Origin of the sequence: Azospirillum baldaniorum, from assembly GCF_003119195.2 — a bacterium.
In the GTDB taxonomy this organism is placed as follows: Bacteria; Pseudomonadota; Alphaproteobacteria; order Azospirillales; family Azospirillaceae; genus Azospirillum; species Azospirillum baldaniorum.
Map to the genome: position 1 here is coordinate 343,908 of NZ_CP022255.1, position 25,230 is coordinate 369,137.

General features: G+C 68.9%; 24 protein-coding genes. 18 read left to right on the plus strand and 6 right to left on the minus strand.

Translation table 11 applies throughout. The features are described from left to right. Nucleotides 1–7: 7 nt before the first annotated feature. Nucleotides 8–388: a hypothetical protein gene (locus Sp245p_RS23820; RefSeq protein WP_129557216.1), complete on the minus strand. Its 381-nt coding sequence runs from the start codon at nt 386–388 to the stop codon at nt 8–10. 98 nt (nt 389–486) lie between these two features. Here Sp245p_RS23820 and Sp245p_RS23825 point away from each other — a divergent pair, with 98 nt between their 5' ends. After that, entirely contained in the window at nt 487–1,803 is a 1,317-nt protein-coding gene (locus Sp245p_RS23825) for an oligosaccharide flippase family protein (RefSeq protein ID WP_014199052.1), read from the plus strand. 85 nt (nt 1,804–1,888) lie between these two features. Here Sp245p_RS23825 and Sp245p_RS35905 read toward each other — a convergent pair whose 3' ends face one another. Together Sp245p_RS35905 and Sp245p_RS23835 are read right to left on the minus strand one after the other, a co-directional pair. After that, nucleotides 1,889–3,328, minus strand: a complete 1,440-nt coding sequence (locus tag Sp245p_RS35905) for a Calx-beta domain-containing protein (protein ID WP_014199051.1) — start codon at nt 3,326–3,328, stop codon at nt 1,889–1,891. After that, entirely contained in the window at nt 3,329–5,470 is a 2,142-nt protein-coding gene (locus Sp245p_RS23835) for a two-partner secretion domain-containing protein (RefSeq protein WP_014199050.1), read from the minus strand. It lies immediately after the preceding gene. A gap of 79 nt (nt 5,471–5,549) precedes the next feature. Between Sp245p_RS23835 and Sp245p_RS35095 the strand changes: the two genes are divergently transcribed. The 3 genes from Sp245p_RS35095 to Sp245p_RS23845 all read left to right on the plus strand — a co-directional run bounded on the left by Sp245p_RS35095 (nt 5,550) and on the right by Sp245p_RS23845 (nt 10,119). Further along, nucleotides 5,550–6,161, plus strand: coding sequence for a hypothetical protein (locus Sp245p_RS35095; protein WP_014199049.1), 612 nt, complete (start codon nt 5,550–5,552; stop codon nt 6,159–6,161). A 152-nt stretch (nt 6,162–6,313) separates the two neighbouring features. Continuing rightward, nucleotides 6,314–8,380, plus strand: a complete 2,067-nt coding sequence (locus tag Sp245p_RS23840; protein WP_158310445.1) for a CHAT domain-containing protein — start codon at nt 6,314–6,316, stop codon at nt 8,378–8,380. An 86-nt stretch (nt 8,381–8,466) separates the two neighbouring features. After that, nucleotides 8,467–10,119, plus strand: coding sequence for a ShlB/FhaC/HecB family hemolysin secretion/activation protein (locus Sp245p_RS23845; protein WP_129557218.1), 1,653 nt, complete (start codon nt 8,467–8,469; stop codon nt 10,117–10,119). Between the two features lie 150 nt (nt 10,120–10,269). On the opposite strand, the gene Sp245p_RS23850 is transcribed toward Sp245p_RS23845, so the two are convergent. Further along, nucleotides 10,270–10,581: a hypothetical protein gene (locus Sp245p_RS23850; RefSeq protein ID WP_014199046.1), complete on the minus strand. Its 312-nt coding sequence runs from the start codon at nt 10,579–10,581 to the stop codon at nt 10,270–10,272. Between the two features lie 132 nt (nt 10,582–10,713). Here Sp245p_RS23850 and Sp245p_RS23855 point away from each other — a divergent pair, with 132 nt between their 5' ends. Genes Sp245p_RS23855 through Sp245p_RS23865 form a run of 3 tightly spaced genes read left to right on the plus strand, consistent with a single transcriptional unit; the run spans nt 10,714 to nt 13,533 of the window. After that, entirely contained in the window at nt 10,714–11,751 is a 1,038-nt protein-coding gene (locus Sp245p_RS23855) for an ABC transporter substrate-binding protein (protein WP_109138958.1), read from the plus strand. A gap of 1 nt (nt 11,752) precedes the next feature. After that, nucleotides 11,753–12,757, plus strand: a complete 1,005-nt coding sequence (locus Sp245p_RS23860; RefSeq protein ID WP_014199044.1) for an ABC transporter permease — start codon at nt 11,753–11,755, stop codon at nt 12,755–12,757. Beyond that, complete coding sequence (locus Sp245p_RS23865; RefSeq protein WP_014199043.1) at nt 12,751–13,533, plus strand: ABC transporter ATP-binding protein; 783 nt, start codon at nt 12,751–12,753, stop codon at nt 13,531–13,533. The genes Sp245p_RS23860 and Sp245p_RS23865 overlap by 7 nt, the downstream gene beginning before the upstream one ends. Nucleotides 13,534–13,653: 120 nt before the next feature. Here the strand turns inward: Sp245p_RS23865 and Sp245p_RS23870 are convergent, their stop codons facing one another. After that, nucleotides 13,654–14,013: a hypothetical protein gene (locus Sp245p_RS23870; protein WP_014199042.1), complete on the minus strand. Its 360-nt coding sequence runs from the start codon at nt 14,011–14,013 to the stop codon at nt 13,654–13,656. A gap of 368 nt (nt 14,014–14,381) precedes the next feature. Here Sp245p_RS23870 and Sp245p_RS23875 point away from each other — a divergent pair, with 368 nt between their 5' ends. The 7 genes from Sp245p_RS23875 (at nt 14,382) to Sp245p_RS23905 (ending at nt 18,883) form a co-directional block, all read left to right on the plus strand. Next, nucleotides 14,382–14,705, plus strand: a complete 324-nt coding sequence (locus Sp245p_RS23875) for a DUF3325 domain-containing protein (RefSeq protein WP_014199040.1) — start codon at nt 14,382–14,384, stop codon at nt 14,703–14,705. Between the two features lie 153 nt (nt 14,706–14,858). After that, nucleotides 14,859–15,338, plus strand: coding sequence for a hypothetical protein (locus Sp245p_RS23880; protein ID WP_014199038.1), 480 nt, complete (start codon nt 14,859–14,861; stop codon nt 15,336–15,338). 34 nt (nt 15,339–15,372) lie between these two features. Further along, complete coding sequence (locus Sp245p_RS23885; RefSeq protein ID WP_109138959.1) at nt 15,373–15,714, plus strand: cation transporter; 342 nt, start codon at nt 15,373–15,375, stop codon at nt 15,712–15,714. Continuing rightward, nucleotides 15,711–16,091 (plus strand): hypothetical protein, encoded by a 381-nt coding sequence (locus tag Sp245p_RS23890; protein ID WP_052584497.1) that lies wholly within the window; start codon nt 15,711–15,713, stop codon nt 16,089–16,091. The genes Sp245p_RS23885 and Sp245p_RS23890 overlap by 4 nt, the downstream gene beginning before the upstream one ends. After that, nucleotides 16,088–16,432, plus strand: coding sequence for a hypothetical protein (locus Sp245p_RS23895; RefSeq protein ID WP_014199036.1), 345 nt, complete (start codon nt 16,088–16,090; stop codon nt 16,430–16,432). The genes Sp245p_RS23890 and Sp245p_RS23895 overlap by 4 nt, the downstream gene beginning before the upstream one ends. Continuing rightward, complete coding sequence (locus Sp245p_RS23900) at nt 16,425–16,787, plus strand: YtxH domain-containing protein (protein ID WP_014199035.1); 363 nt, start codon at nt 16,425–16,427, stop codon at nt 16,785–16,787. Before Sp245p_RS23895 ends, Sp245p_RS23900 begins: the two co-directional genes overlap by 8 nt. Continuing rightward, nucleotides 16,784–18,883, plus strand: a complete 2,100-nt coding sequence (locus Sp245p_RS23905; protein ID WP_109138960.1) for a heavy metal translocating P-type ATPase — start codon at nt 16,784–16,786, stop codon at nt 18,881–18,883. The genes Sp245p_RS23900 and Sp245p_RS23905 overlap by 4 nt, the downstream gene beginning before the upstream one ends. A gap of 170 nt (nt 18,884–19,053) precedes the next feature. Here the strand turns inward: Sp245p_RS23905 and Sp245p_RS23910 are convergent, their stop codons facing one another. Then, complete coding sequence (locus Sp245p_RS23910; RefSeq protein ID WP_014199032.1) at nt 19,054–20,136, minus strand: LacI family DNA-binding transcriptional regulator; 1,083 nt, start codon at nt 20,134–20,136, stop codon at nt 19,054–19,056. A gap of 207 nt (nt 20,137–20,343) precedes the next feature. Here Sp245p_RS23910 and Sp245p_RS23915 point away from each other — a divergent pair, with 207 nt between their 5' ends. From Sp245p_RS23915 to Sp245p_RS23930, 4 genes are all read left to right on the plus strand, one after another. Continuing rightward, nucleotides 20,344–22,188, plus strand: coding sequence for a glycoside hydrolase family 2 protein (locus Sp245p_RS23915; RefSeq protein ID WP_109138961.1), 1,845 nt, complete (start codon nt 20,344–20,346; stop codon nt 22,186–22,188). A 14-nt stretch (nt 22,189–22,202) separates the two neighbouring features. Further along, a complete protein-coding gene (locus Sp245p_RS23920) occupies nt 22,203–23,186 on the plus strand; it encodes a TRAP transporter substrate-binding protein (protein ID WP_014199029.1) in 984 nt (327 codons plus the stop codon). 46 nt (nt 23,187–23,232) lie between these two features. Next, nucleotides 23,233–23,742, plus strand: a complete 510-nt coding sequence (locus Sp245p_RS23925) for a TRAP transporter small permease (protein ID WP_014199028.1) — start codon at nt 23,233–23,235, stop codon at nt 23,740–23,742. A 147-nt stretch (nt 23,743–23,889) separates the two neighbouring features. Then, nucleotides 23,890–25,191: a TRAP transporter large permease gene (locus Sp245p_RS23930; protein ID WP_014199027.1), complete on the plus strand. Its 1,302-nt coding sequence runs from the start codon at nt 23,890–23,892 to the stop codon at nt 25,189–25,191. Nucleotides 25,192–25,230 lie beyond the last annotated feature (39 nt).

Consider the following 25,230-nt stretch of genomic DNA (forward strand, 5'->3'; position numbering starts at 1 on the left):
GGTGGCATCAGCGGCGGCAATCGACCTCGGGCCAGGGCCGCTTCTGGTAGAAGGGGCGCAAGGTCAGGATCTTCGCCACCTTCCAGATGCGGCTCTGCCGCTCGGGGCACAGGTTATTGACCGCCGAGGTCGGATTGCCGCGCCACCAATCGGGAAGGTGAACCTCGACCTCGTAGGTGTTCAGGTGCAGCTCGGGTTCGCGGATCCACCAGCCATAGGGCAGACGGTCGAAATGGGTGCGGATTTCCTGGCGGATGTCGATGGCGCGCCATTCCTCCCCGTCCTGCGCTTCGGCCGGGCCACCATGCCCGAGCAGCGCCGCGGCAAGGCACAAGGCCAGCGCCGCATGGACTCTCCGGTGCCCTCGCTCTTTCGCCACCTTGGTCATCAACCGACTGTTCTCCCTGCGCGGCCCAACACGGCGGGTCGCCGCGCGTCTCCGGATCTCTTCCGCTTCCGCAACAACCCTTTATCCCATAGAGCGTGATGCGTCTCCAGACATGGCATGCCCTCGGGCGTTACGGCGTCGGCCTTGGGCTGCGCGGGGTGGAGGTCGTCGGCAAGCTCGGCCTCTATATCATAGCGGCGCGCGCGCTGGGCGCCCATGATGCCGGCCTGTTCTTCCTGTGCCTGACCTGGATCGGCCTGGCATCGACCATGGCGCGGCTGGGGCTCGAACGGGCGATCACGCGGCACATCGCCGCCGAACTGGCCATCGGCCAGGGGCGGGCCGCCGGCCGTGACCTGCGGACCGGTTTGATCGGCACGGGACTCGCCGCGACCCTGGCCGCGGTGGTGGCCTTTGCCCTGGCGGGGCCGGCGTCGCACCTGCTGTTCGGGGCGCCGGACCTCGAAACGCCGCTGCGCCTGTCGGCCCTGGCCCTGCTGCCGCAGACCCTGACCATCACCATCGGATCGGCCCTGGCGGGGCTGAAGCGGGGCATTGCCGCGCAGTTCGTGCAGAACGCGCTGTGGCCGGTGCTGATGCTCGCCGCTCTGGTGGCGGGGGTGTCCAGCCTCGATTCCCTGATCCTGGCCCTGGCCGGGGCGTTGACGTTCACCGCCGCGATCGGGATGGCCCTTCTCGCGCGCGACCGCCGCCGCTTCACCGACCATTCCGTGGTCGCCGATGTCGCGTCTTCGGACAGGCCGGCGGAGGTTCTGCCGTCGCTCTGGCACACCGCGCTTCCCCTGTTCGTCGTCGAGCTGGTGCAGGTTTCGCTGGCGTCGCTGCCGGTGCTCGCGCTGGGCGTCTTCGTGGACGCGGCCTCGGTCGGCGCGTTCAGCGTGGCGAACCGCATCTCCATGTTGGTCTGGGTCGTCGTCATCAGCATCGGCACCTTCGCCGCGCCCAACTACGCCGAACTGCATCGCCGCGGCGAGACGTCCCGTCTGCTGGCCATGAACCGCGGCATCATGCTGGCCGTCGCGGCGCTGAGCCTGCCGATGGTGTCGGTCATGATGATCGTGCCGGAGCTGTTGCTCGATCTGGTGGGGCAGGGGTTCGGCAGCGCGGCGACGGCGCTGCGCATCCTCGCCGTGGGCCAGATGATCCATTGCCTTCTGGCCTGCCAGGACATCCTGCTGGCCATGACCGGGCATGGGCGCACGCTGCGCCGGTTGAACCTTCTGCAGTTGGCGGTGTGCATCGTGCTTGGCGCCATCCTGATCCCGGTCTTCGGCATGACGGGCGCGGCGGCGGTGACGGCCCTGACGGTTGCCCAGGGAGCGATCGGAACGACGCTGGTGCGCCTCGTGCTGTTCAAGAGCCACACGGGCCCTGCCGCCTTCGGCCGCCCCTGACCAAACTGACCAAGTCGGGGGCCGCGTCCAACGTTGAACCGCCCCCGGTTTGCCACCCCCGGCGCCAGTGAATTTCTTCAAGGTGTTACTTGAGTATAAACGCGATGTAGGAATCGCTGCCGATCTGGCCGGTCGTGGTCATCAAGGAACCGACGGACTTCCCGCTGAACGTAAGGCTGGTATCAATCGTCCCGTTGCCGTCCATGTCGATGTGCGCGGTGGAGCCCTTGAAGTTGGTGGCGCCCTGCATCTCGGCCCACGTCAGCTTCGAGGTGCCCGTACGCCAGCCCCAGGCGGTCGCCCATTCGCCCGGCTCGAAATCGGTGATGGTCGACCAGGTGATGCCAGGGGTGCGGCCATCGACGAAAAACGTGTCCTTGCCGGCTCCTCCGGTCAGAAAGTTCGACCCGGTTCCGCCATCGAGCACATCGTCGCCCGCCCACCCCTCGGCCGCATCATTGCCGCCCAGCAGGTTCATGAAATCCGCGCGATCGCTACCGATCACCGCTTCGCCCAGATCGTTGCCCAAATACTGATTCTTCAGCCAAGAGACCGGGCCGTCGTAAGGAGCCATCTCAACGATGCGCCCGCTCACACCGTCGTTCACCAGAGCGCGGCGGGCGGGGTCGATCACCGCCGGCAAGGCCGCCTGAGGCATGATGTCATCGTTGCGGATGGTGCCGGTCACCCTGGCGGTTCCCAGCGCCGCCCCGACCGGGTCGGACAATGTGACGGTGAAGGTTTCGTCGGGTTCCACGGCCGTGTCGCCGGTGACGTTCACGGTGATCGTCCGGCTCGTTTCACCGGCGGCAAAGGTGATGAATCCCGAGGGCAGCGCGCCGCCGAAATCGGCGGCGTCGGCCGGGTTGTCGCCGGAACCGGCAACCACCCATCGTGCCGAGGCCGTTGTCGAACTGTCGCCTGTCCGGCTGACCGTGAAGGTCAAAGGCACCGTTCCGCTGTGTCCCTCCCAGGCCGAACCGTTGGCGGCGGTGATCGCAAGAGCCGGCGACTCCGGCGGTGCCGGAGCGTCGATGATCGTCACCGTCGGAAAGGAGTTTGTCGTCGTCAGCTGGACGGCGGATTGGCTGCCCGTGCTGATGAGGTTGGTGTCGAGCAGGAAATCAATGATTTCGTCACCCTCAGTGTAATCGACGTCCGGCTGAACGGCGATGGTGAAGGTGTTTTCGACTCCGACCGTCAACAACATCTCGACGGACACGGCATCGGTTGTGATCCGGCTGTCGGGAGAGAAAATGAAATCGCCGGCCTGCGCCGTCCCAATGTACGGCTTCACCTTGGCCCGGAATGTCGCCCCAGGGCCGGAGCCGTTGTAAAAATAATCACCCGAGTGTGACGAGTAGTAGGAATACAGATACTCCAGCGTCAGCGATACCGTGAACCTCACGCTCCCTTCCCGCACCTCGGCGGTCGATGCCGCCCAGGTTGCCTGGATGTAATCGACGGTGACGAGCGGACTGTCGGAAGCGGAGGAGATCGTGAACGCAGCGGTGGATTGCGACATTCAATGTCCCTTCTTCTGCTTTTCAGCGATGCCGCAGGACCGGCCGCCGCTCGGGCTGCCGGGGGTGAGCAGCCGCTCTCCCGGCACGGGGAAGGCCGTCGCGAGGTGTCCCGGCGGCCGATCGAACGTCAAAGCGGCGTGGGCCAGAGCTTCTTCGGTGCGTCCGCCCTGGTCGCAGGCGGTCAGCGTTGGAGCCGGCGGAATGGCCTGGACGGATGACGTGTTGCCCGCTGGAGCGAAGCGGCCGAAAAGAGGGGTTTCCAGCCGAACGGTTCCATCGAAGCCGAACGCCGAGGAGGCCGATACGAGGCTGTCGGGCGAGGCATGATAGGTCTGCGACGCGACGCGGATAGCGCCGCCGTCTCCTCCGACCGCCGTTGCCACCACCCTGGAGTCGTCGAACACGACGGAGCGGCCGGAAACGATGATGTTGCCGCCACCACCCAGCCCGCCGGCCGCCGCCGACACGCGGCCGCCCACCAAACGGAACAGCCCGCCGACCTCAATAAGGACATTGCCTCCGTTCGACCGATCGGCACTGGCGTTGATCGTCGAGCGATCGACGGTAAGCGGCCCCGTCGACGACAGCATAAGGTCACCGGCCACACCGGCCGAGCGGCTGCGGACGGTGACCTCGGCACCATCGTGCAGCCACAGCCGGTCGGCACGGATCGACACCGAACCGCCGCGGACGGCGTTCTCACCCGCGGACGCGCCGATGGTTCCACCGTGGCTGAGCCGAACCGATCCGGCCACGACGTCCACGCTTCCCCCGGCGCCGGTCCCGAAACTGCCGCCGGCGATCTGACCGAAATCGCTCACCTGGAGATCGCGCGCTCGGACCACGATGTTGCCGCCATCTCCCGACGCGGTGGCCCGCGACAGGGCGAAGACGCCGCTTTGCGTGCCCAATGGCGCGCCGTCGGGCGCGCTGCCAACGATTGTCAGGGAATCTCGGGCCGTCACCGAGACCGAACCCCCGCGCCCTGCGCCGAGCGCCACGCTGCCAATCCCGCTGCGCTGGTCGAGGTGGATCGATCCCGCCGTCACCGCGACGGTCCCGCCAGCCCCGGCGGCGCCCAGCGCCGAACTGCCCGAGATCGTCGCCGCGCTCATCCGCAGAGCACCGGCGACGTCGACCGCGACCTCGCCGGAGGTTCCCGATCCGATGGTTTCCGCCGCGATGCGTCCACCGGTCATCGTCAGGGTGTCGGCGGTGACGCGGATGGGCCCGCCGGCCGCCTTTCCCTTGGCCAGCGAGCTGAGTTGCCCGACGTAGGACGCCGCCGCCGACAGCGCGAGGTCCGACGCCACAACGGTGATGCCGCCCGACGGGCCGATGTTGTCGGACGCGACCTCCACGGTCGAACCGTCAACCGAGACCGAGCCTCCTTCAAGCCGGATCGCCCCTCGCTCCGCGCTGACCTGGCTGCCCCTGGCAATGGACAGGGAACCCGACGGCGTGGGCCGTGACGGCGCGCCCGCCTCCAACCGAACGGTCGCCCGATCCGCCGGCGCGACCATGGCGACCTGCCCATTCTGCGACCGCACCGCGGCACCGTCCAGATCCAGGAGGGGCGCAATCAGGCTGATGTTGCGTTGTGCCGTCACGGAGCCGCGGATGATTCGAATGGCGGAGGAGTCCCCGACGAAGCCGAAGGACTCCGGAGCGGCAATGGACAGCGCCCCGCCGGCGGCGCCGTTGGCGGCGAAGCTTTTGCCGTCGGGGAAGGCGATGGAACCGGCGGTGGCCGCGTGGAATGCCCCGCTGACGTTGATCGCCGCGGTCGGGCCGACGACGATCCCATTGGGGTTGATCATGTAGAGGTCGGCGGATTTTATATCGGACGACAGGTTGCCGTAGATGCGGGTGGGTTCCTTGCCGGTGACGCGCGTGATGACGCGTTGGACATCCTCTCCCCCCCGGAAACGCGCGGCCTGATCGGCCCTGACCTCGAACTTTTCAAAGCTGTGGAAGAGGTTTGGTCCCGCGCGCGTGCCCAGGGACTCCGGAATGATCATCGTCGAACCGGACAGCGTCCGCAGCGGCCCCATGGTGCCATCGGTCACCACATCGGCACACGCGTGGTGTGCGATGACGGCGAAGGAAAAGAAGACGATGGTAACCGTAAGGCGAGTCATATGACAATATAACTCCCATAAGAGGATATAATATAATATATATCATCCTATGAGGGATGAAATCCGGAGATTCGCCCTGATGGGTAGGCTTCTGACCACGTTGATGATGGCCTCGCTCCTGGCGACGGTCCCTTTCGCCGCCCAATCCCCCGCCCAATCGGCCGCGGTGCCGGCGGGCCGGGCGGAGTTGCCGTGCCGTGACGCGATGGGCGCCTACGACAGGGTCATCCTCATCAAGAGGAACCTGGAAGCGGAGATCAGCACGCTGCGGAGAATGAAGGACGAGGGAAAGATCTCCGGCGAGCACATGGCCCGCTACGGGAAGATCACCCGGGACTTCGACGCCCTGCGGAGCGAATGGAACAGCTTCTTCGCGGATGGTGCGCGCGACATTGCCAATTTCGGCCCCGTCAGTTTCGATCCCGACAAGAGGGTCGAGGCGTTGTCCGATGCCGCCATGAAACTGGAGCCCGAACTGAAAATCCTCCTGGAGGATCTGTCGAATCGACTCGTGGTTCCTGTTCTGGCGCTGCCGGAGCTTGCCATGTTCGCCGTTGGCGTCGCCGCTCTGTATTTCCAGTTCGACAGCTGGCTCGACAGCCGGCAGGACCGCGCCGAGCAGAAGGATCGCCAAGCCTGGGCAGCCTGCGCAAGCCACCTGAAGGATCTCGTCTTCCAACCGGACCGGTGATGCGTTGCACGGCCCCGTGGTTAGGACGGCTGGCGCTGCCGGTCCTCCTTCTGTTGTCCGCACCAGCGTTGGCCGCCTCCTGCCCGGATTCCAATTGGTGGACCGCCTACAAGGCCCGCATGGGAGGGGCCGCTCCAGCCCCGGTGGGCGGGGTGAGTCAGCCAAGCCCGCGTCACCCGGCGTGCGATGAGGCGGCCGACCGGTTGCGGGGGGCTCTGTGGTCGGCGCCCGCGAGTTCGGGGTGGCCGGGCTGGAGCGAGGCGGCGCTGGCCTGCGCGTCCGAACTCGACAGCCGCGATCGGCGGTTGCTGGCGGCCGCGGCGGCCTTCGACAGCATCCGGGCCGGATGTCCACCGGCTTCGGTCGACGCGCTCAAGGCATCGGCGGATACGAACCGCGACCGGAAGGCGGGGTTCCCCGACGACACCGACGCCGCGTTCACGGTTCTTTTGGGAATCAGGAGCGCGCGCGCCATCGAGCGAGCAGGGCCGGCCGGTTCCGCCGATGACATGGCCTCCGCCCGCATGGGTTTCCGCGAGGCGTTGGAAACCCGATACCGTTGCGCGACGGACGGCTGCCGGATCAACGTCGCCTTCGCCAAGGCTCACGCCTGCCTGTACCTGGCCCGGATGGAAGATGTGGCGGGGCCAACCGCCGTTGAACCCGGCACCGCGGAGGCGTGTGCGGCCGCCCAGATGGGGCCGCTGGCGACGCTGACGGACCCGGTCGAACTGAACCGTGCGACGCAACGTTTTCTCGCCGCCAACCAGCCCGCCGCTGGCACGGACGATGGCCCGCTGGAACGCCTCGCCAGCTTACGGACCCGGGCCGATGCCTTTGCGGCCGCCGGGAAGGAGGAGCAGGCTCGGCGGGCGCTGGCCTACGCGCGCGAACTGGTGGCGGAGAATCGGCTGGCCTTCGTGGGCGACGGGGCCGAATCCGATCCGCGCTTCCGCTCGCTCCTGGACGCGGTCTACGACCGGTCCATCCGGCTCGCCGTCGACGGCCGCAGCGGAGTGGCCGGAATGCCGGAGGTCCTCCGCATCCTGGAAGACCGCCGACGGATCGACCTCGTCCGTGCCTTCCGATCGGACTGCTGGTTCGAACCCGTTCCCAGCCCAACCTCCCGCCGGACCACAGTCTGGGCGCCAGACGCCGCCTTGCGAGGCGACTGGATCGTCGTCGTGTCGAACATCGGCGGCGAGGTTCTGACGGCGGCCGGAGCTGCGGATTCGCCATCGGATCTGTTTGACAACGGCGTCACCCTCCTGCACCGAACGCCCAGCCTGCCGGTTGAAGAGGCCGTGCGCGACTGGCGCAAAGGGCTGGATGCGGAAGACGCCCCGCCTTCGCTGGAAACCATCGCCGCGAACTTGTCGCAGACCCTGTTCGGCCCGGTCGCGCAGGGTCTTCTGCGCGCGAAACCAAAACGGATCATCATCGTTCCCGACGCCTGGGCGGCGCGGATTCCGTTCTCCGCCCTTCCGTTCGGTGACCGGAACACCACCATCGCCGACGCGGCCGATCTCGTGGTCATGCCCGCGCTGGACGCGCGGCTTTGGCCGAAGGAGAAGGCGCTGAACAAGCCGCCGCCTCGCGTTCTTGCCGGCGGCCTGACCGAGCGTCTGACGCACTCGGCGTCGGAGATCCGGCGCATCGCCACGCTGCTGGACAGCGTCGTTCTGAATGAAACCGAGCTTACCCTGAGGAACCTGGAGGCGGCGGCGAGGGACCGGTTTGACGTCCTGCATATCGCCACGCACGCGTCGTTCGGCGGGGCCGGGGGGCCGTCCATCACCATGGGCGACGGCACCACGGCTGGCGCCGCCGACATCGAGACACTCGTGCGTATGATGCGGGATCCGTCCGGGAATGCCCTGGATCTGCTGACCCTGTCGGCCTGCGAAACCGCTCTCGGCGACGGCTCGGGGGGCAAGGAACTCGGCCTGCTGGGGATGGCCTTGCGCACCGGAGTGCGCGCTTCCGTCGGAACGCTGTGGACCGTGAACAAGGAATCCACGCCGGAACTCATGACACGGTTCTACGAGTACATGACCATGGGGTGCGACAAGGCGCGGGCGCTTCGTCTCGCGCAGCTGGATCTGAAGCAAGGGCGCGTCGGCCATGGAGCGTGGCGGTCCCCCCATCATTGGGCCGGATTCGTCTTTTCCGGTGACTGGACGGCCCTCGTCGACGCCCCCAATTGCCCCCTCCAATGACGGCCGGTGCAACGCCCGGCGGCCGGCCGCCGTCCCCACGCCGGACCAGCCTGCGCGGCGTCTTGCGCGCGTTGGCCGCTCCGGCGTTGACGGCCCTGGTGCTTGCGGTTCCGTTTGCGGCGCACGCGGGCGAGGCCGGCGACGACGCGGCCCGCGCCTGCCTTGGCGTGCTGGCCAACCGGCCGCCCATCGCGGAGAACCCCGATCCGGACGCCGTTCGCGTCACCCGCTTCGCCGCAGCCGATCCCTCGGCGCCGCTCGCCGTCGAAATCGACGGCTTCCTGAACGGGAGCTATGCCGGTGTCCGGCTTGGCGACCTGGACATCGACGCCCTGATGCGTCGCGTCAACGCCTGCCTGTTCGCCGCCGGCTTTCCGACCTCGGGTGTCGACGAGGTCGTTCGGGCCGACGATGGCGCGGTCATTTACCGTGTGCGCATCGGCCGTGGCGACGACGTTGAACTGGTTGCCGTGGACCGCAGAACGGGCCTGCCGGAGCCTCCGCATGTCGTCCGGTGGCTGCGCCGGATGCTGATCCCGGACGGCGCGCGCCCGTTCAGCACCGCGGATCTTGAGAATGGGTGGCGCCGCGCCAGGGACAGCGGCCGGGTCGGCCCCCTGTCCATCAGCGTGCGGCCCGGCCACACGGCCGGCGCGGCGCGGGTCGTGGTGGAGGTGGAGCGGCCTTCCTCGCCGTCGGCCGTGATCGGCGCGACCAACGATCTGCCATGGGCGCTGGGTGCCGCAGTGGCCTACGCGTCGGTGAGCGTGCCGGCGTTCATGCCGGGCTTCGATCATCTGACCGCTGAAACGGCCCGCGGCGAGGGTTACCGCCGCGAAGCCATCGGCTACGACGGCCCCATCGGTGCGACGGAGCACCGCTGGCTGGTGGCGGTCGGCCGGACGAAATCCAGGTTCGTGGAGGATTATTTCTCTGACCTCGGCATACGGAGCGAGGCGCTGGACTTCGATCTTGCGACGCGATGGCGGGTGATCGACGACTGGAGCGCCGACCGGACGGTCGCCGAGGACATCGGCCTTTCCCACAACGAACTGACAATCGTCGTCGGCGTGCGCGACATCTGGACACGGTCCTATCTGTTGGGGGAGCCATTTTCCTTCGACACGGCCGCCCACGACGGGGAGATCGACTTTCTGGAAGCGCGCGCCGGGGTCGAAATGCGCAGACGGGAGCGTGCCGGCGGGGCACGCCTTTACCTGGGCATGCGCCGGGGGATGAGGGGCGTCGCCTCGTGGATGCACAGCAAGATTGGAGGCGGGACCTATTCGGCCCTGGACGCCGAGGCCGAGGCCGCTTACGGCCCCTTACCCCTGGAGGGCCGGCTGGAGCTTCGGGCGCGCGGCCAATGGAGTCCCGACCGCCTGCTTCCCGCTGCCCGCTTCGTGCTGGGCGGCAGCAACAGCGTTCGCGGAATCGAGGTCGGTGCCTTGACCGGAAACAGCGGGCACGTGGAATCGCTCGATCTGGTTGTCCCGGTTCACGCCGATGCCACCCTGCAGGTCGATGGTGTCCTCTTTGCCGATCATGGACAGGTTCTGCCGGTGGAGGGGGGCGCCCAGCGGGTGGCAAGCGTCGGCGTCGGCGTTCGTGCCGCACTGTGGCATACGCTGAGCCTGGACCTTTATCTTTCACGGCCGCTTGCCGGTTCACCCAATGTCCGTACGGCTGGGGGACATTCGCCGACCGGATTGAACGTCAACATTGTTTCGCGGTTCTGATGAGGGCAGACCGTGACATGGAGCCGACGGGGCTACGCCTCGGGCGGCGGATGAGCGCGGCGTCATCGCGGCCTTATGAACAGCGTCGAGCGCATCGGAGGGTGTTCTCCGACACCTATGACGTTGCCAGGCGCGCAGGGGATGGCCGACTCACGTCGGCACCGACACCACCCCGCCCGGATTGTCCGTGACCGCGAAGGTCTCGAAGAACTCGATCTCCGGATCGGTGCCGTAGCGCCGCCGGATGCCGTCCAGCCATGGCCCCTGGTAGAAGCGCTGGGCGTCCTCCCGCTTTTCCCACTGGTAGACGCCCCCGGCGGTGCCGGTCCCGCTCCAGATGAACTGCTTGCGGATCAGGCCCGGCACATCGCCGAAACCCGGCGCGATTGACAGGAAATGCGCCCGGCACTCCTCCCGTCCGATCGCGGCGGGCAGGCGGTAGCGGACGATGGCGGTGATCATGGGGAACTTCCGTGCGTTGTTTCTCTACTTCATGAGTTGACATTATAGCGCGAGGCCGTTGAATATAGTCCATGAAAATCATGTATTCACATTTATAATGAGTGAATACGGCTTGATCGAAGGACGACGACCATGAGCACGCATCGGAACGGTTCGGGGATTTCGACGCTGGCGCCCTCGCGGCGCGGGCTGCTGAAGGTGGCGGCGGCGGGCGCGGTGGCGCTGCCTTTCGCGGGCGTGGCGTCCCGGCTGGTCGCTGCCCCGACGCCCGCCGCGCTGAAGCCGCTGAAGCTCGCCTGGAACACCGGCGCGGTGTGCGGTGCCCCGGTGGCGGTCGCTAAGCACAACGGCTTTTTCGAGAAGCACGGGCTGGACGTGGAGTTCGTCAACTTCGCCGGCACGACGGAGCAGCTTCTGGAGGCGCTCGCCACCGGCAAGGCGGACATCGGCCACGGCATGGCGCTGCGCTGGCTGAAGCCGCTGGAGCAGGGCTTCGACGTGCGCATCATCGCGGGCGTGCACGGCGGCTGCATGCGCCTGCTGGCCGCCAAGAACGGCGGCATCACCAGCCTTGCCGGGCTGAAGGGCAAGACGGTGGCGATCAGCGACCTGTCCAGCCCGGCCAAGCACCTGTTCTCCATCCAGCTCGCCAAGCAGGGGATCGACCCGAACAAGGACGTGGAATGGCGCGTCTTCCCCGGCGACCTGCTGGCCATCGCGGTCGACAAGGGCGAGGCGCAGGCCGTCGCCCATTGGGACCCGGTGACCTACAACTTCCTGAAGTCCGGCACTCTGGTCGAGATCTCCACCAACCTGTCGGGCGAATTCGCCAACCGCGTCTGCTGCGTCCTCGGCGCGCGCGGCAGCCTGCTGCGCGAGGACAAGGCCGCCGCCGCCGCGGTGACCCGCGCCGTGTTCGAGGCGCAGCACTACGCCGCCGCCAACCCGGTGGAGGCCGCCAAGGTCTACCAGCAATACTCGCCCAAGAGCAGCATCGAGGACCTCGCCGCCCAGCTTTCCAGCCAGACGCACGACCACAACCCGGTGGGCGCCGACATCAAGCGCGAGATCGCGCTCTACGCGGAGGAACTGAAGAGCGTCCAGGTCTTCAAGCAAAGCACCGACACAGCGAAGTTCGCCGACCGCGTCTACGCTGACGTGCTGGGCTGAGATGAGCAGCCTCGATGACGCCGCGGTGCTGGAGGGGGAGCGCAACCATTCCTCCACGGCCCCGCGCCTCTGGCTGGGCGGGCTGGCGGCCAGTGCCGCCTGGCTGGCCGCCGCCGCCCTGACCGCCCTGTGGCCGGAAACGGAGGAGTGGGTGCGCACCGGCGAGTTTGCCAGCCTGCTGGCGGTCATCGGCGGTGCGCTGGCCTTCGCCGTGCCGCTGTCGCGCCTGTTCGGCGCGGTGGGAGAGCGGCTGCGGGCCGCCGCCCCCTGGCTGGTCGTGCTGGCGCTCGGCGTGATCGGCTGGGAGCTGGTCACCGCCAAGCTCGACCTGCTGCCGCGTCCCTTCTTCGCGCCGCCGCAGGCGCTGCTGGAGGTGTATCTGGATGAGTGGCCGCGCCTGCTGGAATGCACCGTGGCGTCGCTGCAACTGCTGCTGCTCGGCTACGGGATCGGCGCCTTCGTCGGCTTCGTCACCGGCGTGTCCATCGGCTGGTCGCGGGCGGTGGGCTATTGGGTGCATCCGGTGCTGCGGCTGATCGGGCCGCTGCCGGCCACGGCGTGGCTGCCCATCGCCTTCTTCGCCTTCCCGTCGAGCTGGAGCGCCAGCGTCTTCCTGATCGCGCTGGCGACCGGGGTGCCGGTGACCATCCTGACTTGGTCGGGCGTGGCCGGCGTCAACCCGGCCTATTACGACATCGCCCGCACGCTGGGCGCGTCCTCGCGCTTCCTGGTGCTGAAGGTGGCGGTGCCGGCGGCGATGCCGCACGTCTTCGTCGGCCTGTTCATGGGGCTCGGCGCCTCCTTCGCGGTGCTGGTGGTGGCGGAGATGATGGGGGTCAAGGCCGGGCTCGGCTGGTACCTGCAATGGGCGCAGGGCTGGGCGGCCTACGCCAACATGTACGCGGCGCTTCTGGTGATGGCGCTGGTGTGCTCCAGCCTCGTCACGCTGCTGTTCAAGGCGCGCGACCGGCTGCTCGCCTGGCAGAAGGGATTGCTGAAATGGTAGCGCTGGAACAGGAGTTGCCGGCCGGTCTGGACCTTGAGGTTCACGGGGTCAGCCACGCCTTCGACCTGCACGGCGCGCCGCTGCCCGTGCTGGACACGGTCGGCCTGCGCGCCAAGCCGGGCGAGTTCGTGGCGCTGCTCGGCCCGTCGGGCTGCGGCAAGTCCACGCTGCTGCGGCTGGTCGCCGGGCTGGAGCCGCCGCGCGCGGGCCGGATTCTGGCCGACGGGCTGCCGATCACCGGGCCGCATCCGTCGCGGGTGGTGGTCTTCCAGGACCCGACGCTCTACCCCTGGCGCACCGTCTGGGACAATGTGGCGCTGGGGCTGGAGGCGCGGGGCGTGCTGCGCCAGCGGCGCAACCGCGTGGACGAAGCGCTGCGGCTGGTCGGGCTGGGCGGCTTCGCCAAGGCCTACCCGCATCAGCTCTCCGGCGGCATGGCGCAACGCGCGGCGCTGGCCCGCGCGCTGGTCAACGACCCGCGCCTGCTGGTGCTGGACGAGCCGCTGGGCAAGCTCGACAGCCTGACCCGCATCCAGATGCAGGGCGAGATCGTCGCGCTGTGGCGGCGCGCCGGCTTCACCGCCCTGCTGGTGACCCACGACGTGGAGGAGGCGCTGCTGATGGCCACCCGCGTCATCGTGTTCAGCGAGCGCCCGGCCCGCATCAAGGCGGAGATCGTCGTCGACCGCCCCTATCCCCGTCACCGCGACGACACGGTGCTGGTGGAGCTGCGCCACAAGGCGCTGGAACTGCTGGGCCTTGCCGGGAGCTGGTAGGGTGGGGGGCGTGTTGCCCCCACCCTAGCCCTCCCCCGCTTTGCAGGGGAGGGGACTGATCTCCCTCCCCTGCGTGAGCGGGGGAGGGCCGGGGTGGGGGAACCTTGACGGAACTCGGGCTCAGGAGCGGCGGAGGAGCGTGCGCTCGACGGCGTTCGCCCCCCAGACCGACAGTGGGATCATCACCGCCGCCGCGACCAGCAGACCGACTGTCAGGTTGCTGCCGAGAACCCAGCTGGCGGCGCGGTGGAACGTCTGCCAGGACGGGTCGGCGCGGCAGGCTTCCAACCAGGCCAGATCGAGGCCCAGCCGTTCCAGCCCATAGCTCACGTTGAACCAAGCCAGCGGTTCGCCATGGCGGGTCCAATGCGGCCATTGCGCCGTGACGCTCCACAGCAGCAGCGTGGACAGTGTGCCGATGGACAGGGTGGTCAGGCCGAAGCTCACGGCGGGGGCGATGCGAGACATCGGGGCGCGCATGGGTCGCTCATATAAAATCTAGTTGTTTAGTATAGTTTATAGATCGACCACGTGATCAAAAACTGTTTTTTTCTGAATTCCACATGTTTGGGGATCGAGCGAGCCGTCAGCGCTCTTTTCTGAGAGAATGCAAGTCATTCTCATTTCTGTGGACGCTCCGCCGTGTTTCCACGATGATGAGCAGCGAGCGTGACGCGGGGGCCTTTGTCTGGGCCTTCTCCGTGCGGACGCGGTGGGTCTGGCCCGGGCCTGCTGGCGCCGACGCTGCTGCTGGGCTTCGCCGCGCGCAAAGTCGGGCGGAACGCCTTCGCCGGCAAGACAACACCGGCCCCCGTGTTGCCCGCCGGGGCCGTCGCGGAGGAAGTGACATGATCCTGTCGTCGCTGTGCGTCGCCTACGCGGGTTTGCTCGCCCTGGCGCTCGCCATGGACCGCCATCACGAGCAGGTCCTCGCCCGGCCTCCCCCCGCACGGATCAGCCGCCTGCTGGGGTGGGCGGGATGGCTGGAGCTCGTGCTGTCGCTGCCGCCCGCGGTGATGGCGTGGGGGTGGGCGATCGGGATTCCGGCTTGGCTGGGGCTGCTGACGGTGGCCGCCGCGGCGCTGGTCCTGCTGCCCCACGCGCCGCGGGCGGCCTTGAGGCTTGGCCCCGCGGCGTTGCTCTGTGCTCCGATCCCTGCACTTCTTGGGTGAGGACGCGGTTTTTCCGCAACGCGGCCTTGCGTCCGGCGCCTGTGCGCGAAGCCGAGGAATTGTTTCACCATTGTGTAATTATGGATATTCTGCACAACCATGGAATGCCCCCGGCCGTGTGGGCGGACCGCGGCTGACGCAGGAGAACGGGCAATGACCGGACGGACCTCTCCCATCGCATCGGCGGTGCCCGGACGCATCCGCGTGCGCCACCCGCTGCTGCGCCGGGCGGACCGCTTCCAGGAGGCGCTGGGCCGCCTCGAGACCCTGGATGCCGTCGGGGTGACCGAGAGCAACCCGGCGGTGGGCAGCGTCCTGCTGAGCTACGACCCCGCCGTGTTGACGCCGGATGACGCCCGGTCCCAGGTGGAGGCGCTGCTGTCGGCGGTTCTGCATCCCGCTGAGGCCGCACCGCCGCCGGACGCGCCCGCCTCCGTCGCGGAGAGCAAGCCGGCCGCTCCGGAGCTGAAATGGCGGATCAACCGCGCGGCCAAGATCGGGATGATGGGCAGCATGGGGGCGACCCTGGCGGCGCTGGGGGTGGGCAAGCGCGTCCACGCCGGTTTCGGCACGCTGTTCGTCGCCTTCATGCTCGTCCACATGACCGTGCAGCGCAAACGCCTCTTCCAATGACTGTCCGCCTCCAATGACCGACCGAAAACCGAGCATGCCCGACGAATTCCTGAACCGGCTGGCCGCCGCCCTGACCATCGCGCACCACATTCCGGGCCGGGTGCGGCTGAAGCTCGACGGCGCCGCGGAGCGCGGTCTGGTGGCGCTGGCCGACGACGCCAGGGCGCTGCACCGGGCGCTCACCGGGGCGGAGGGCATCCGCTCCGTCGCGCTGAACCCGCTCGCCCGCTCCTGCACCATCGAATACGACCCCACGGTGATCCCGCCCTCAGCGTGGCCGGATCTGCTGCGCGGGGAAGCCAGCGCGGCGGCGAGGACGCTGCTGCGCATCGCCACTGCCGGGTTTGCGGGCGGTGCGCCGGAAAGGAGACCATGATGCTGCCGCTTCTGACATTCGCGTCCGGCGTGATCGCCGGGGCCATCGGCGTCCGGATGGTGAAAAATGCCAAGGCCAAGGCCGATCCCAAGATCGCCGACCTCAAGTCCGTCGATGTGAGGGCCGCCGCCCGCGAGGGCGCCGGCAAGGCCCAGACCGCGGTGCGCGAGGCCGCGGTCACCGGCCTGCTGGCCATCGAGAGGACCTCCGCCGGTCTGCGCTCCCGTCTCGCCACGCCCGCGAACGCGGCCGAACAGGAGCCGGTTGAGGAAGCCCCGGTGGACGCGGCGCCCGCCGAGGCGGAGCTCGCAAAGGAAGATGTGGCGGAGCCGGCAAAGTCTGAGCCGGCGCCGTCCGCCGCACCGGGGGCCGCGTGAAGCGCGCGAAGCGAAGCGGCAAGGCGCGGGAGGCCGGCACGCTCGCCGCCGACTTCACGCGCGGCATGGTGGCGACCGGCCTGCTGACCGCCGTCCAGGACCGCTGGGTGACGGGCGCCGAGCCCCCCGCGCCGCGCACCATCCTGCGTCACGGCCTGCAGGGCGGTGCGGCGCTGGCCGCCGCCAGCGTCGCCGCCGACGCCCTGCGCAACCGCGACTACGCGCGCCTCGCCTTGGCGGTCGCCGCCGGGGCAGCGGGCGTGGTCATGATCGAACATCTGCTGAATCCGGCGGAACAGCCGCCGCAAGAACCGCCGAAGAACGAGGGCTCCCATGGCTAAGAAGATCAAGAAGGCGTTGAAGAAGCTGAAGAAGCAGCAGCGCCAGTACGAAGCCGCCATGGCCGCTGGCGGCGCCCCCATTGGAGGTGGCATGGGGGCCAACGCGGCGCGGGGGCAGGGGCTTCTCGGCGGGCTGAGCGGCTTGCTGCCGTCGCGCCGGTCCGAGCAGTTCCTGGTCGGGCTCCTGGTCGGGGCGGCGGCGGCCTATGTGCTGTCCGATGAGGAACTGCGCGGCAAGATCGTGAAGTCCGGCCTGAAGCTGTACGGCAACCTCGCCGGTGGCCTCGCCGAGATGAAGGAGCAGATGGCCGACCTCCAGGCCGAACTGGAAGCGGAACAGGCCGGACCGTTATGAGCGGCCTGCCCTGGTTCCTGCGGCTGGAGCCGGTCCATCGGATTCCGGGGCGCATCCGGCTGCGCTACGCCTGCCGTCCCGGCACCCCCGACGACGCGGCGACCCTGAACCGGGTGGTGGAGGCGGTCGCCGGCGTGACGTCGGTTCGGGCGAGCCGCGCCGCGCGGTCGCTGGCCGTCCGCTACGATCCGGCGGTGACCGACGCCACGGCGCTGTGCCTCGCGCTGGCCGCCCTGCCGATTCCGGAACCGGCGCCGCCCGCCCCGGCGGCGGAGGGCGGGGCGGGCGGCGCCGCGCTGGTCCGCAGCCTCGCCACGCTGGCCGGCGGCTTCCTGTTGCCCATGCCGCTGCGCCTGCCGCTGTCGCTGGCCGTCGCGATGCCGATGCTGCGCGAGGGCATGGCCATCTACGGGCGGGAGGGCGTCAATTCCCATGTGCTGGAAGCGGCGGCGGTGGCGATCTCCCTGGCGCGGCGGGACTTCACCGCGGCCAACACCACCGTCTTCATGCTGGCGCTCGGCGAGTATATGGAGGACTCCATCGCCCGCCGGTCGGACGCGCTGCTGAAGCGGCTGCTGCGCCCGTCGAGCGATCAGGTGTGGCTGCTGCGCGGCGGGGTGGAGATCCAGGTGCCCGCCGACACCGTCCTGGTCGGCGACAGCGTGGTCATCGGCGCCGGGACGGTGATCCCGGTGGACGGCACGGTGCTGAGCGGGGAGGCGACCGTCAACGAGGCCGCCATGACCGGCGAGAGCGCTCCGGTGGTCAAGCAGCGCGGCTCCGCCGTCCTGTCCGGCACGCTGATGGAGGAGGGGCGGCTGGTCGTCTACGCCGAGCATGTCGGCAGCCACACCGCCGCCGCCCGCATCGCCGATTACGTCGAACAGTCGCTGACCGCCAAGAGCGAGGCGCAGCTCGACGCGGCACGCCTGGCCGACCGGCTAGTTCCCACGGTGCTGAAGCTGGCCGGCGGCTCCTTCCTGATGACCGGCGACTGGCGCAGCGCCGCGTCGGTGCTCCAGGCCGACTATTCCTGCGCGCTGAAGCTGGCGACCCCGGTGGCCTTCAAGTCGGCCATGTATGGCGCGGGGCAGGCGGGCATCCTGATCAAGGGCGCCAACGCGCTGGAACGGCTGGCCCAGGCCGACACGGTGATCTTCGACAAGACCGGCACGCTGACCACCGGCGACCTGCAGGTGACCGATTCCATCGCCTTCGACCCGACCTTCAGTCCCGACGACCTGATCTGCCTCGCCGCCTCGGTGGAGGAGCACTACTTCCACCCGCTGGCGATGGCCGTGGTCAACGCTGCCAAGGAGACGCACAACCGCCACTTTGACCATCAGGAGGTGAAGTTCATCGTCGCCCACGGGGTGGCCAGCGTCATCGACGGCAAGCGCATTGTTGTCGGCTCCCGCCATTTCATCGAGGACGACGAGGGCATCGACACCACGGCCCACCGCGAGGCCATCGACGCGCTGCACCGCGACGGCAAGACGCTGCTGTTCATCGGCTTCGGTGGGGTTCTGGCCGGCGTTCTGGCGCTGAAGGACAGCGTGCGCGCAGCCAGTGCGGCGACCATCGCGCGATTGCGGCGGGCCGGGGTGAAGCGGGTGTTGATGCTGACCGGCGACCACCGCGACCGCGCCGCCGAACTGGCCGCGGAGTTGCATCTCGACGGCTTCCACGCCGACCTGCTGCCCACCGACAAGGCCCGCATCATCGAGGATCTGAGCCGCGAAGGCGCGCGCATCGCCTTCGTCGGCGACGGCATCAACGACGCCCCGGCGTTGGCCGGCGCCCATGTCGGGATCGCCATGCAGAAGGGAGCCGACATCGCCCGGCTGACCGCCGACGTGGCGCTTCTGGAGGACCGGATCGAACGGGTGGCCGATGCCAAGGAGACGGCGAACGCCGCCATGGCGCTGATCGCCCGCAATTACCGCCTGACCGTCGGTCTGAACAGCGCGATCCTTGGCGCCGCCGCGCTTGGCCTGCTGTCCCCGGTGGGCACCGCCGTTCTGCACAACGGAACCACGATCGGGATTCTGCTGAACGCGCTGCGCCGCGCGCCAGTGGCCGTACCGCGAGCTTAGTGCACTGACACAGGCATAAAGCACAATGCCGTGCCGACCTATTGGCAGGCCATTATTTTCCATAAGCTATCTTATGGGATTTATGTGCTGCTTAGAGGCCAACCCCATGTCAAAGCACAAGCCTTGCATCAGTGCAACGGCTCACCGATTTGCGGGGGTCGGCGTCCGGATCAACTCTCCGAGACCGGTGCGGTCTCACCCGGCAGGCGGCGGTTGCGGATGGTCAGCTGGTGGGTCAGGAGCAGCGGAGCCGGCCGCTCCTCTCCGTTCCAGAGCCGGTGCAGCATGCTCACGATGGCCGGACCGAAATGGTCGGACGGCACGCGGACCGAGTTCAGCCAGTCGGCGATCCAGGGGTTGATCGGGTTGTCGTCGAAGCCGAAGAAGGCCACGTCGCCCGGCACCTCCAGCCCGGCTTCCCGCGCGCGGCGGTAGGCGCCGTAGGCCAGCAGGTCGCTCAGGCAGACGATCACCGGCGGGCGGTCCGGCCGCTCCAGCATCGTCCCCATGGCGTGGTAGCCGGCCACGATGTGATCCAGGCCCGGCCCGGTGGCGCAGGGAATGGCCGCCGTGTCCACCCCCGCCGCGGCCAGCCGGTCGAACAGCCCGAGCAGGCGCCAGTGGCCGGCGGTGCGGTCCAGCGAGGCGTGGAGGACGCCGATGCGGCGTACCCCGCGTTCCAGCAGCCGGTCGGCGATCTCCGCCCCGGCCCCGGCGTTGTCGAGCCCGACATAGGGCGAGGACGGGTCGCCGGGGTCCGGGCGGTTCACGAAGACCAGCGTGTCGCCGGCGGCCCGCGCCTCGTCCAGCGCCGGGCTGTCCACCGCCCCCACCAGGATCATCGCGCGGACGAGTTGGGCGCGCATTTCGCGGATGTACTCGTCCTGCACGTCGGCGCGCTCGTGCGTGTCGCACAGCGACATCACCAGCCCCTCCCCGCGCAGCGACCATTCGATGGACGAGGCGATGGCGGCCATGGAGGGGTTGGCGAGGTTCGCGGCCAGGACACCGACGATGCGGCTCTCCCGGCGGCGCAGCGCCCGCCCGACGCTGCCGGGCCGGTACCCCAACTCGCGGATTGCCGCCCGCACCCGCTCCGCCGTCTCCTCCGTCGCCTTGTTGGCGACGCCGTTGATGACGCGCGAGGCGGTGGCGACCGACACCCCGGCGCGGGCCGCCACCTGGGCGAGCGACGGGGCGAGCGACGCACGCTCCGTGCGCGAGGCGCGCTTGCGGTCGGCTGGCGGGGGCATGGCACCTCGGTCTGCGCAAGAGGGTTGGCGGTGGGCGGCGGCGTGAAAACCGGTTGCGTAGAGATGCACGCCCGCCTATTGTTTCGGCAAGGGTAATCGATTTCCCTCGGCCGTGATATCGGTAACGATGCCGGCGGACGGACGAATTGCCCACCAAGCCCCCTCAACAATGCGGGCGCGGAAAAAAAGACGAGGGAGAGGACGCTCATGACAGCCGAAGGCGCCGACCGCGCCACGGTCGTTGATCCTTACGACCATCTTCATGACGAGAGCTACGCCGACGCCTTCGCCCGCGGGCGGGTGGGCGCCGCGACTCTGGTGACCGTCGCCGGGCGCGCCGTCGAGACTCTGGATGGCGACTGGCGATTTGCCATCGACCCCCATGACGAAGGGCTGCGCCAGGCATGGTACGCCGACGAGCCGGTGCCGGCCTCGGACTGGACCGTTCCGCGCGATTACGACGACGGCGCGTGGCAGACCGCCCCGGTTCCCGCCTGCTGGAACATGCTTCGCCCGGAGTGGCGGCACTACGAGGGCGGGGCCTGGTACACGCGGACGCTGGATCATCAACCGGGCGAGGCCGGTGAACGCACCGTCCTGCACGTCGGCGCCGCCGCCTACGAGGCGCGCGTCTTCCTCAACGGCCAATTCCTCGGCGCGCACCGCGGCGCCTCGACGCCCTTCTGCGTCGAACTGACCGGGCATCTGCGCCCCGGCGCGAACCGCCTCCAGATCCAGGTCGACAACGCGCGCCGGGCCGACCGGGTGCCGATGCGCCACACCGACTGGTTCAACTACGGCGGCCTCTACCGCTCCGTGACACTGCTGCGCCTGCCGGCGCTGTTCATCCGGAACTTCGGCGTGGCGCTGGTGCCGGGCAGCGGCCTCCGCCGCGTCGCCGTGGACGTCACCCTGTCCGACCCGGTGGACGGCACCGCCACCGTCGCCATCGACGGGCTGTTGCCGCCCTCCCCCATTCCCGTCACCGCCGGGCGCGGGCGGGTGGAGTTCGACCTCGCTCCGGAGCTGTGGTCGCCGGAGTCGCCGCGCCTCTACGGCGTCACCCTGCGCTTTGGCGCCGATGCCGTGGCCGACCGCGTCGGCTTCCGCGAGATTGCCGTGGCGGGCGAGCGCATCCTCCTCAACGGGCGCAACATCACCCTGCGCGGCGTCTCGGTGCATGAGGATGATCTCACGCTCGGCAAGACCAGCGACGAGGCGGACATCCGCCGCCGCTACGCCGACGCCAAGGCGCTGGGCTGCAACGTCCTCCGCCTCGCCCATTACCCGCACGACCCGCGGGCGGCGGCCATCGCCGACGAGGTCGGGCTGATGCTGTGGTCGGAGATCCCGGTCTACTGGGCCATCGACTTCGCCAACCCCGACACCTACGAGGACGCTGCGAACCAGCTCGCCGAGCTGATCGCCCGTGACCGCAACCGGGCCAGCACGATCCTGTGGGGCGTCGGCAACGAGAACGCCGACACCGACGCCCGCCTGTCCTTCATGGCGCGTCTGGCCGCGCTGGCCCGCCAGCTGGACCCGACGCGGCTGGTGACCGCGGCCTGCCTGATCGACCGCGAGCGGTTCGCCATCGCCGACCGGCTGGCCGACCATCTCGACGTGATCGGACTCAACGAGTATTTCGGCTGGTACGAGCCTTCCTTCGACGGGCTGCGCCGGCTGCTCGCCAACTCCGCCCCCGGAAAGCCGGTCATCATCTCCGAATTCGGGGCCGACGCGGTGGCGGGCTTGCGCGGCGGTCCGCGCCAGCTCTTCACCGAGGACTGCCAGGAGGCGGTCTACCGCGAGCAGCTCGCCATCCTCGCCACCGCATCTTACGTGCGCGGGATGACGCCCTGGATCCTCTACGACTTCCGCACCGAGCGGCGGCAGACCGCCTTCCAGCGCGGCTGGAACCGCAAGGGGCTGATCGCCGGGGACAAGACCACCCGCAAGCGCGCTTTCGCCGTTCTTGCGGAGCATTACCGGGCGATGGCCGACGCCGAAGCGCCCGCATCGCCGCACACCGATTCAGCCAAATCACAATAACCGGAGGAACCGTCATGTTCGCGTTGAACCGTCGTCACGCCGCCCTGCTCGCCGCGGCCGTTCTGGGTCTCACCCTCGCCGGCCCGGCCGCCGCCAAGACCACGCTGCGCCTCGGCCACGGGCTGGCCAAGGGCCACCCAGTGGACGTCTCGCTGGACGAGTTCGCCAAGCTGGTGCGCGAGCGCAGCAAGGGCGAACTGGACATCAAGGTGTTCCCGGCCGGCCAGCTCGGCCAGCAGCGCGAACTGATCGAGCAGATGCAGAACGGCGCGCTCGACCTTGTGCACGCCAACGCCTCGCCGCTCGCCGCCTTCGAGCCGGGTTTCGGCGTCTACGACATGCCCTTCCTGTTCCGCGACAACGACCATTTCTTCAAGGTGGTCGAGGGCGCGGTGGGCGACGAGATCCTGGCCTCCAGCCGCGCCAAGGCCTTCGTCGGCCTCGCCTACTACGACAACGGCACGCGCAGCTTCTACGCCAACAAGCCGCTGGCCAAGCCGGAGGACCTGAAGGGCCTGAAGGTCCGCGTCCAGCCCGGCCCGATCGCCACCCGCATGATCAACCTGCTGGGCGCCACCGCCACCCCGCTGGCCTGGGGCGAGGTCTACACGGCCCTGCAGTCCGGCGTCGTCGACGGGGCGGAGAACAACGTGACCGCCCTGACCCTGGCCCGCCACGGCGAGGTGATGAAGGTCTACACCCGCGACGAGCACACCCGCGTGCCCGACGTGGTGCTGGTCGCCACCTCGACGCTGGACCGCCTGAAGCCGGAGCAGCAGGAACTTCTGCGCCAAGCCGCCCGCGACAGCGCCAAGGCCCACAACGCGCGCTGGACGGCCGAGCTGGAGAAGGCCGAGGGCGAGGCGGCGAAGATGGGGGTCAAGTTCGTGGACGCCGACAAGGCCGCCTACCGTCAGATGGTGCAGCCCATGTACGACGACCTGAAGGCCACCCCGGCGCTGGCCACGCTCGCCGACCGCATCCAGGCGGTCAAGTAAGACCCCGCCCCGCCCGCTCGCCGCGTCGAAACAGAGGAGCGCCCCCATGCTGGCATCCATCCACCGCACGCTCGACCGCGTCGTGCTCGCCATCACGATCCCGCTGACGGTCGCCATGCTGGGCTGCGTGGTGTGGCAGGTCGTCGCCCGCTACGCGCTCAACGTCTCGACGTCGGCGACGGACGAGATCGCCCGCTTCGCCTTCATCTGGGTCAGCCTGCTCGGCTCGGCCTATGTGCTGGGCAAGCGCGGGCACATCGCCATCACCGGGCTGGTGGACCTTCTGCCGGCCCGGCCGCGCGGCGGCGTCGAGATCGCCATCGCGGCGCTGGTCGCGCTGTTCACGGTGACGATCCTGTGCGGCGGCGGCTGGCTGCTGGTGGACAAGGCGCGCACGCTCGGCCAGGTCACGCCGGCGCTCCAGCTGCCGATGTGGATGGTCTACGCGGTGATCCCGCTCTCCGGCGTGCTGACCCTGATCTACATGGTCATCGCCCTGCTGGAGAGCCTGCGCGAAGGGCCGGGCGTGACCAGCCACGCCGTCTCGCTCGACTGATACGGCTGGAAAATGATCACTTCCATCATTTTCCAGCCGTGAAACCCGGCAGATCAATGCCTTGGCATTGATCGAGAGGGTCATGCCGGCGGCGCCTTCAGGTGCCGTCGGTATGACGCCCACCCTATCCGTCGCGGAAACGCAGCCATGGACTTCTCCCCCGCCCTCGTCCTCAGCGCCGCCTTCGTCGCCCTTCTGGCCTTCGGCGTTCCCATCTCCTACGCCACCGGGCTCGCCTCGATCACGGCGCTGCTGACCATCATGCCGCCGCTGCCGGCGATCTCGGTGACGGCGCAGCGCATCGCCACCGGCCTGGACAGCTTCGCGCTGCTGGCGATCCCCTTCTTCTTCATGGCCGGATCGATCATGAACCGCGGCGGCATCGCCCGCCGCCTGATCGACTGCGCCAAGGTCTTCGTCGGCTGGATGCCCGGACCGCTGGCGCAGATCACCATTCTCGCCAACATGATGTTCGGCTGCGTGTCGGGGTCGGCGGTGGCCGCCGCCTCGGCCATCGGCGGCACCATGCAGCCGTCGATGGACAAGGCCGGCTACGACCGCAGCTACACCGCGGCGGTCAACATCTCCTCCTGCATCACCGGTCTGCTGATCCCGCCGTCGGGCGCCTTCATCGTCTATTCGCTGGTGTCGGGCGGCACCTCCATCGCGGCGCTGTTCGTGGCCGGCTATCTGCCGGGCATCCTGCTCGGCCTGGCGGTGATGATCCCGGCCTGGATGATGGCGAAGAAGCGCGGCTACGCCCGCCTGCCCTCCCCCACCCTGTCCCAGTCCTCGCGCGCCCTGCTGTCCGCCCTGCCCAGCCTGGGGCTGATCGTGGTGGTGATCGGCGGCATCGTCGGCGGCGTCTTCACCGCGACCGAGGGATCGGCCATCGCGGTCGTCTACGCGCTCGCCCTGGCGCTCGCCTACCGGGAGCTGTCGCTGGACGACATCGGGCAGATCCTGGTGGACACCATCGTCGCGACGGCGGTGGTGGCGCTGATGGTCGGCACCTCCATGGCGATGGCCTATGTGATGTCGCTGGCCGAGATCCCGCAGATCATCGGCGACTGGGTGCAGTCGGTGTCCGGCAACTGGATCATCGCCCTGCTGCTGGTCAACATCGTGCTGCTGCTGATGGGCACCTTCCTCGACATCACGCCGGGCATCCTGATCTTCACGCCGATCTTCCTGCCGGTGCTGGTGGAGCTGGGGGTGGACCCGGTGCATTTCGGGGTGATCCTGGTGTTCAACCTGTCGCTCGGCATCGTCTCGCCGCCGACCGGCAGCGCCCTGTTCATCGGCTGCGCCGTGGCGCGCGTGTCGATCGAGCAGGTGATCCGGCCGCTGATCCCTCTCTTCGCCTGGAGCACCGCGGCGCTGCTGGTGGTCACCTACGTGCCCGGCCTGTCGCTCTGGCTGCCCAGCCTGTTCGGCCTCATCAAGTAAGCGGGACGCAAGCCGGGTCCCGCCCCCGGGAGCCGGCTC

Bases quoted from the DNA above. Each gene is read 5' to 3' on its own strand.
- Sp245p_RS23910 (WP_014199032.1), bottom strand. From the start codon at position 20,136: ATGCCCCCGCCAGCCGACCGCAAGCGCGCCTCGCGCACGGAGCGTGCG.
- Sp245p_RS23820 (WP_129557216.1), bottom strand. From the start codon at position 388: ATGACCAAGGTGGCGAAAGAGCGAGGGCACCGGAGAGTCCATGCGGCG.
- Sp245p_RS23850 (WP_014199046.1), bottom strand. From the start codon at position 10,581: ATGATCACCGCCATCGTCCGCTACCGCCTGCCCGCCGCGATCGGACGG.
- Sp245p_RS35905 (WP_014199051.1), bottom strand. From the start codon at position 3,328: ATGTCGCAATCCACCGCTGCGTTCACGATCTCCTCCGCTTCCGACAGT.
- Sp245p_RS23890 (WP_052584497.1), top strand. From the start codon at position 15,711: ATGATGCTGCCGCTTCTGACATTCGCGTCCGGCGTGATCGCCGGGGCC.
- Sp245p_RS23875 (WP_014199040.1), top strand. From the start codon at position 14,382: ATGATCCTGTCGTCGCTGTGCGTCGCCTACGCGGGTTTGCTCGCCCTG.
- Sp245p_RS23885 (WP_109138959.1), top strand. From the start codon at position 15,373: ATGCCCGACGAATTCCTGAACCGGCTGGCCGCCGCCCTGACCATCGCG.
- Sp245p_RS23870 (WP_014199042.1), bottom strand. From the start codon at position 14,013: ATGCGCGCCCCGATGTCTCGCATCGCCCCCGCCGTGAGCTTCGGCCTG.
- Sp245p_RS23920 (WP_014199029.1), top strand. From the start codon at position 22,203: ATGTTCGCGTTGAACCGTCGTCACGCCGCCCTGCTCGCCGCGGCCGTT.
- Sp245p_RS23855 (WP_109138958.1), top strand. From the start codon at position 10,714: ATGAGCACGCATCGGAACGGTTCGGGGATTTCGACGCTGGCGCCCTCG.
- Sp245p_RS23905 (WP_109138960.1), top strand. From the start codon at position 16,784: ATGAGCGGCCTGCCCTGGTTCCTGCGGCTGGAGCCGGTCCATCGGATT.
- Sp245p_RS23835 (WP_014199050.1), bottom strand. From the start codon at position 5,470: ATGACTCGCCTTACGGTTACCATCGTCTTCTTTTCCTTCGCCGTCATC.
- Sp245p_RS23915 (WP_109138961.1), top strand. From the start codon at position 20,344: ATGACAGCCGAAGGCGCCGACCGCGCCACGGTCGTTGATCCTTACGAC.
- Sp245p_RS23860 (WP_014199044.1), top strand. From the start codon at position 11,753: ATGAGCAGCCTCGATGACGCCGCGGTGCTGGAGGGGGAGCGCAACCAT.
- Sp245p_RS23930 (WP_014199027.1), top strand. From the start codon at position 23,890: ATGGACTTCTCCCCCGCCCTCGTCCTCAGCGCCGCCTTCGTCGCCCTT.
- Sp245p_RS35095 (WP_014199049.1), top strand. From the start codon at position 5,550: ATGGGTAGGCTTCTGACCACGTTGATGATGGCCTCGCTCCTGGCGACG.
- Sp245p_RS23925 (WP_014199028.1), top strand. From the start codon at position 23,233: ATGCTGGCATCCATCCACCGCACGCTCGACCGCGTCGTGCTCGCCATC.
- Sp245p_RS23880 (WP_014199038.1), top strand. From the start codon at position 14,859: ATGACCGGACGGACCTCTCCCATCGCATCGGCGGTGCCCGGACGCATC.
- Sp245p_RS23900 (WP_014199035.1), top strand. From the start codon at position 16,425: ATGGCTAAGAAGATCAAGAAGGCGTTGAAGAAGCTGAAGAAGCAGCAG.
- Sp245p_RS23865 (WP_014199043.1), top strand. From the start codon at position 12,751: ATGGTAGCGCTGGAACAGGAGTTGCCGGCCGGTCTGGACCTTGAGGTT.
- Sp245p_RS23825 (WP_014199052.1), top strand. From the start codon at position 487: ATGCGTCTCCAGACATGGCATGCCCTCGGGCGTTACGGCGTCGGCCTT.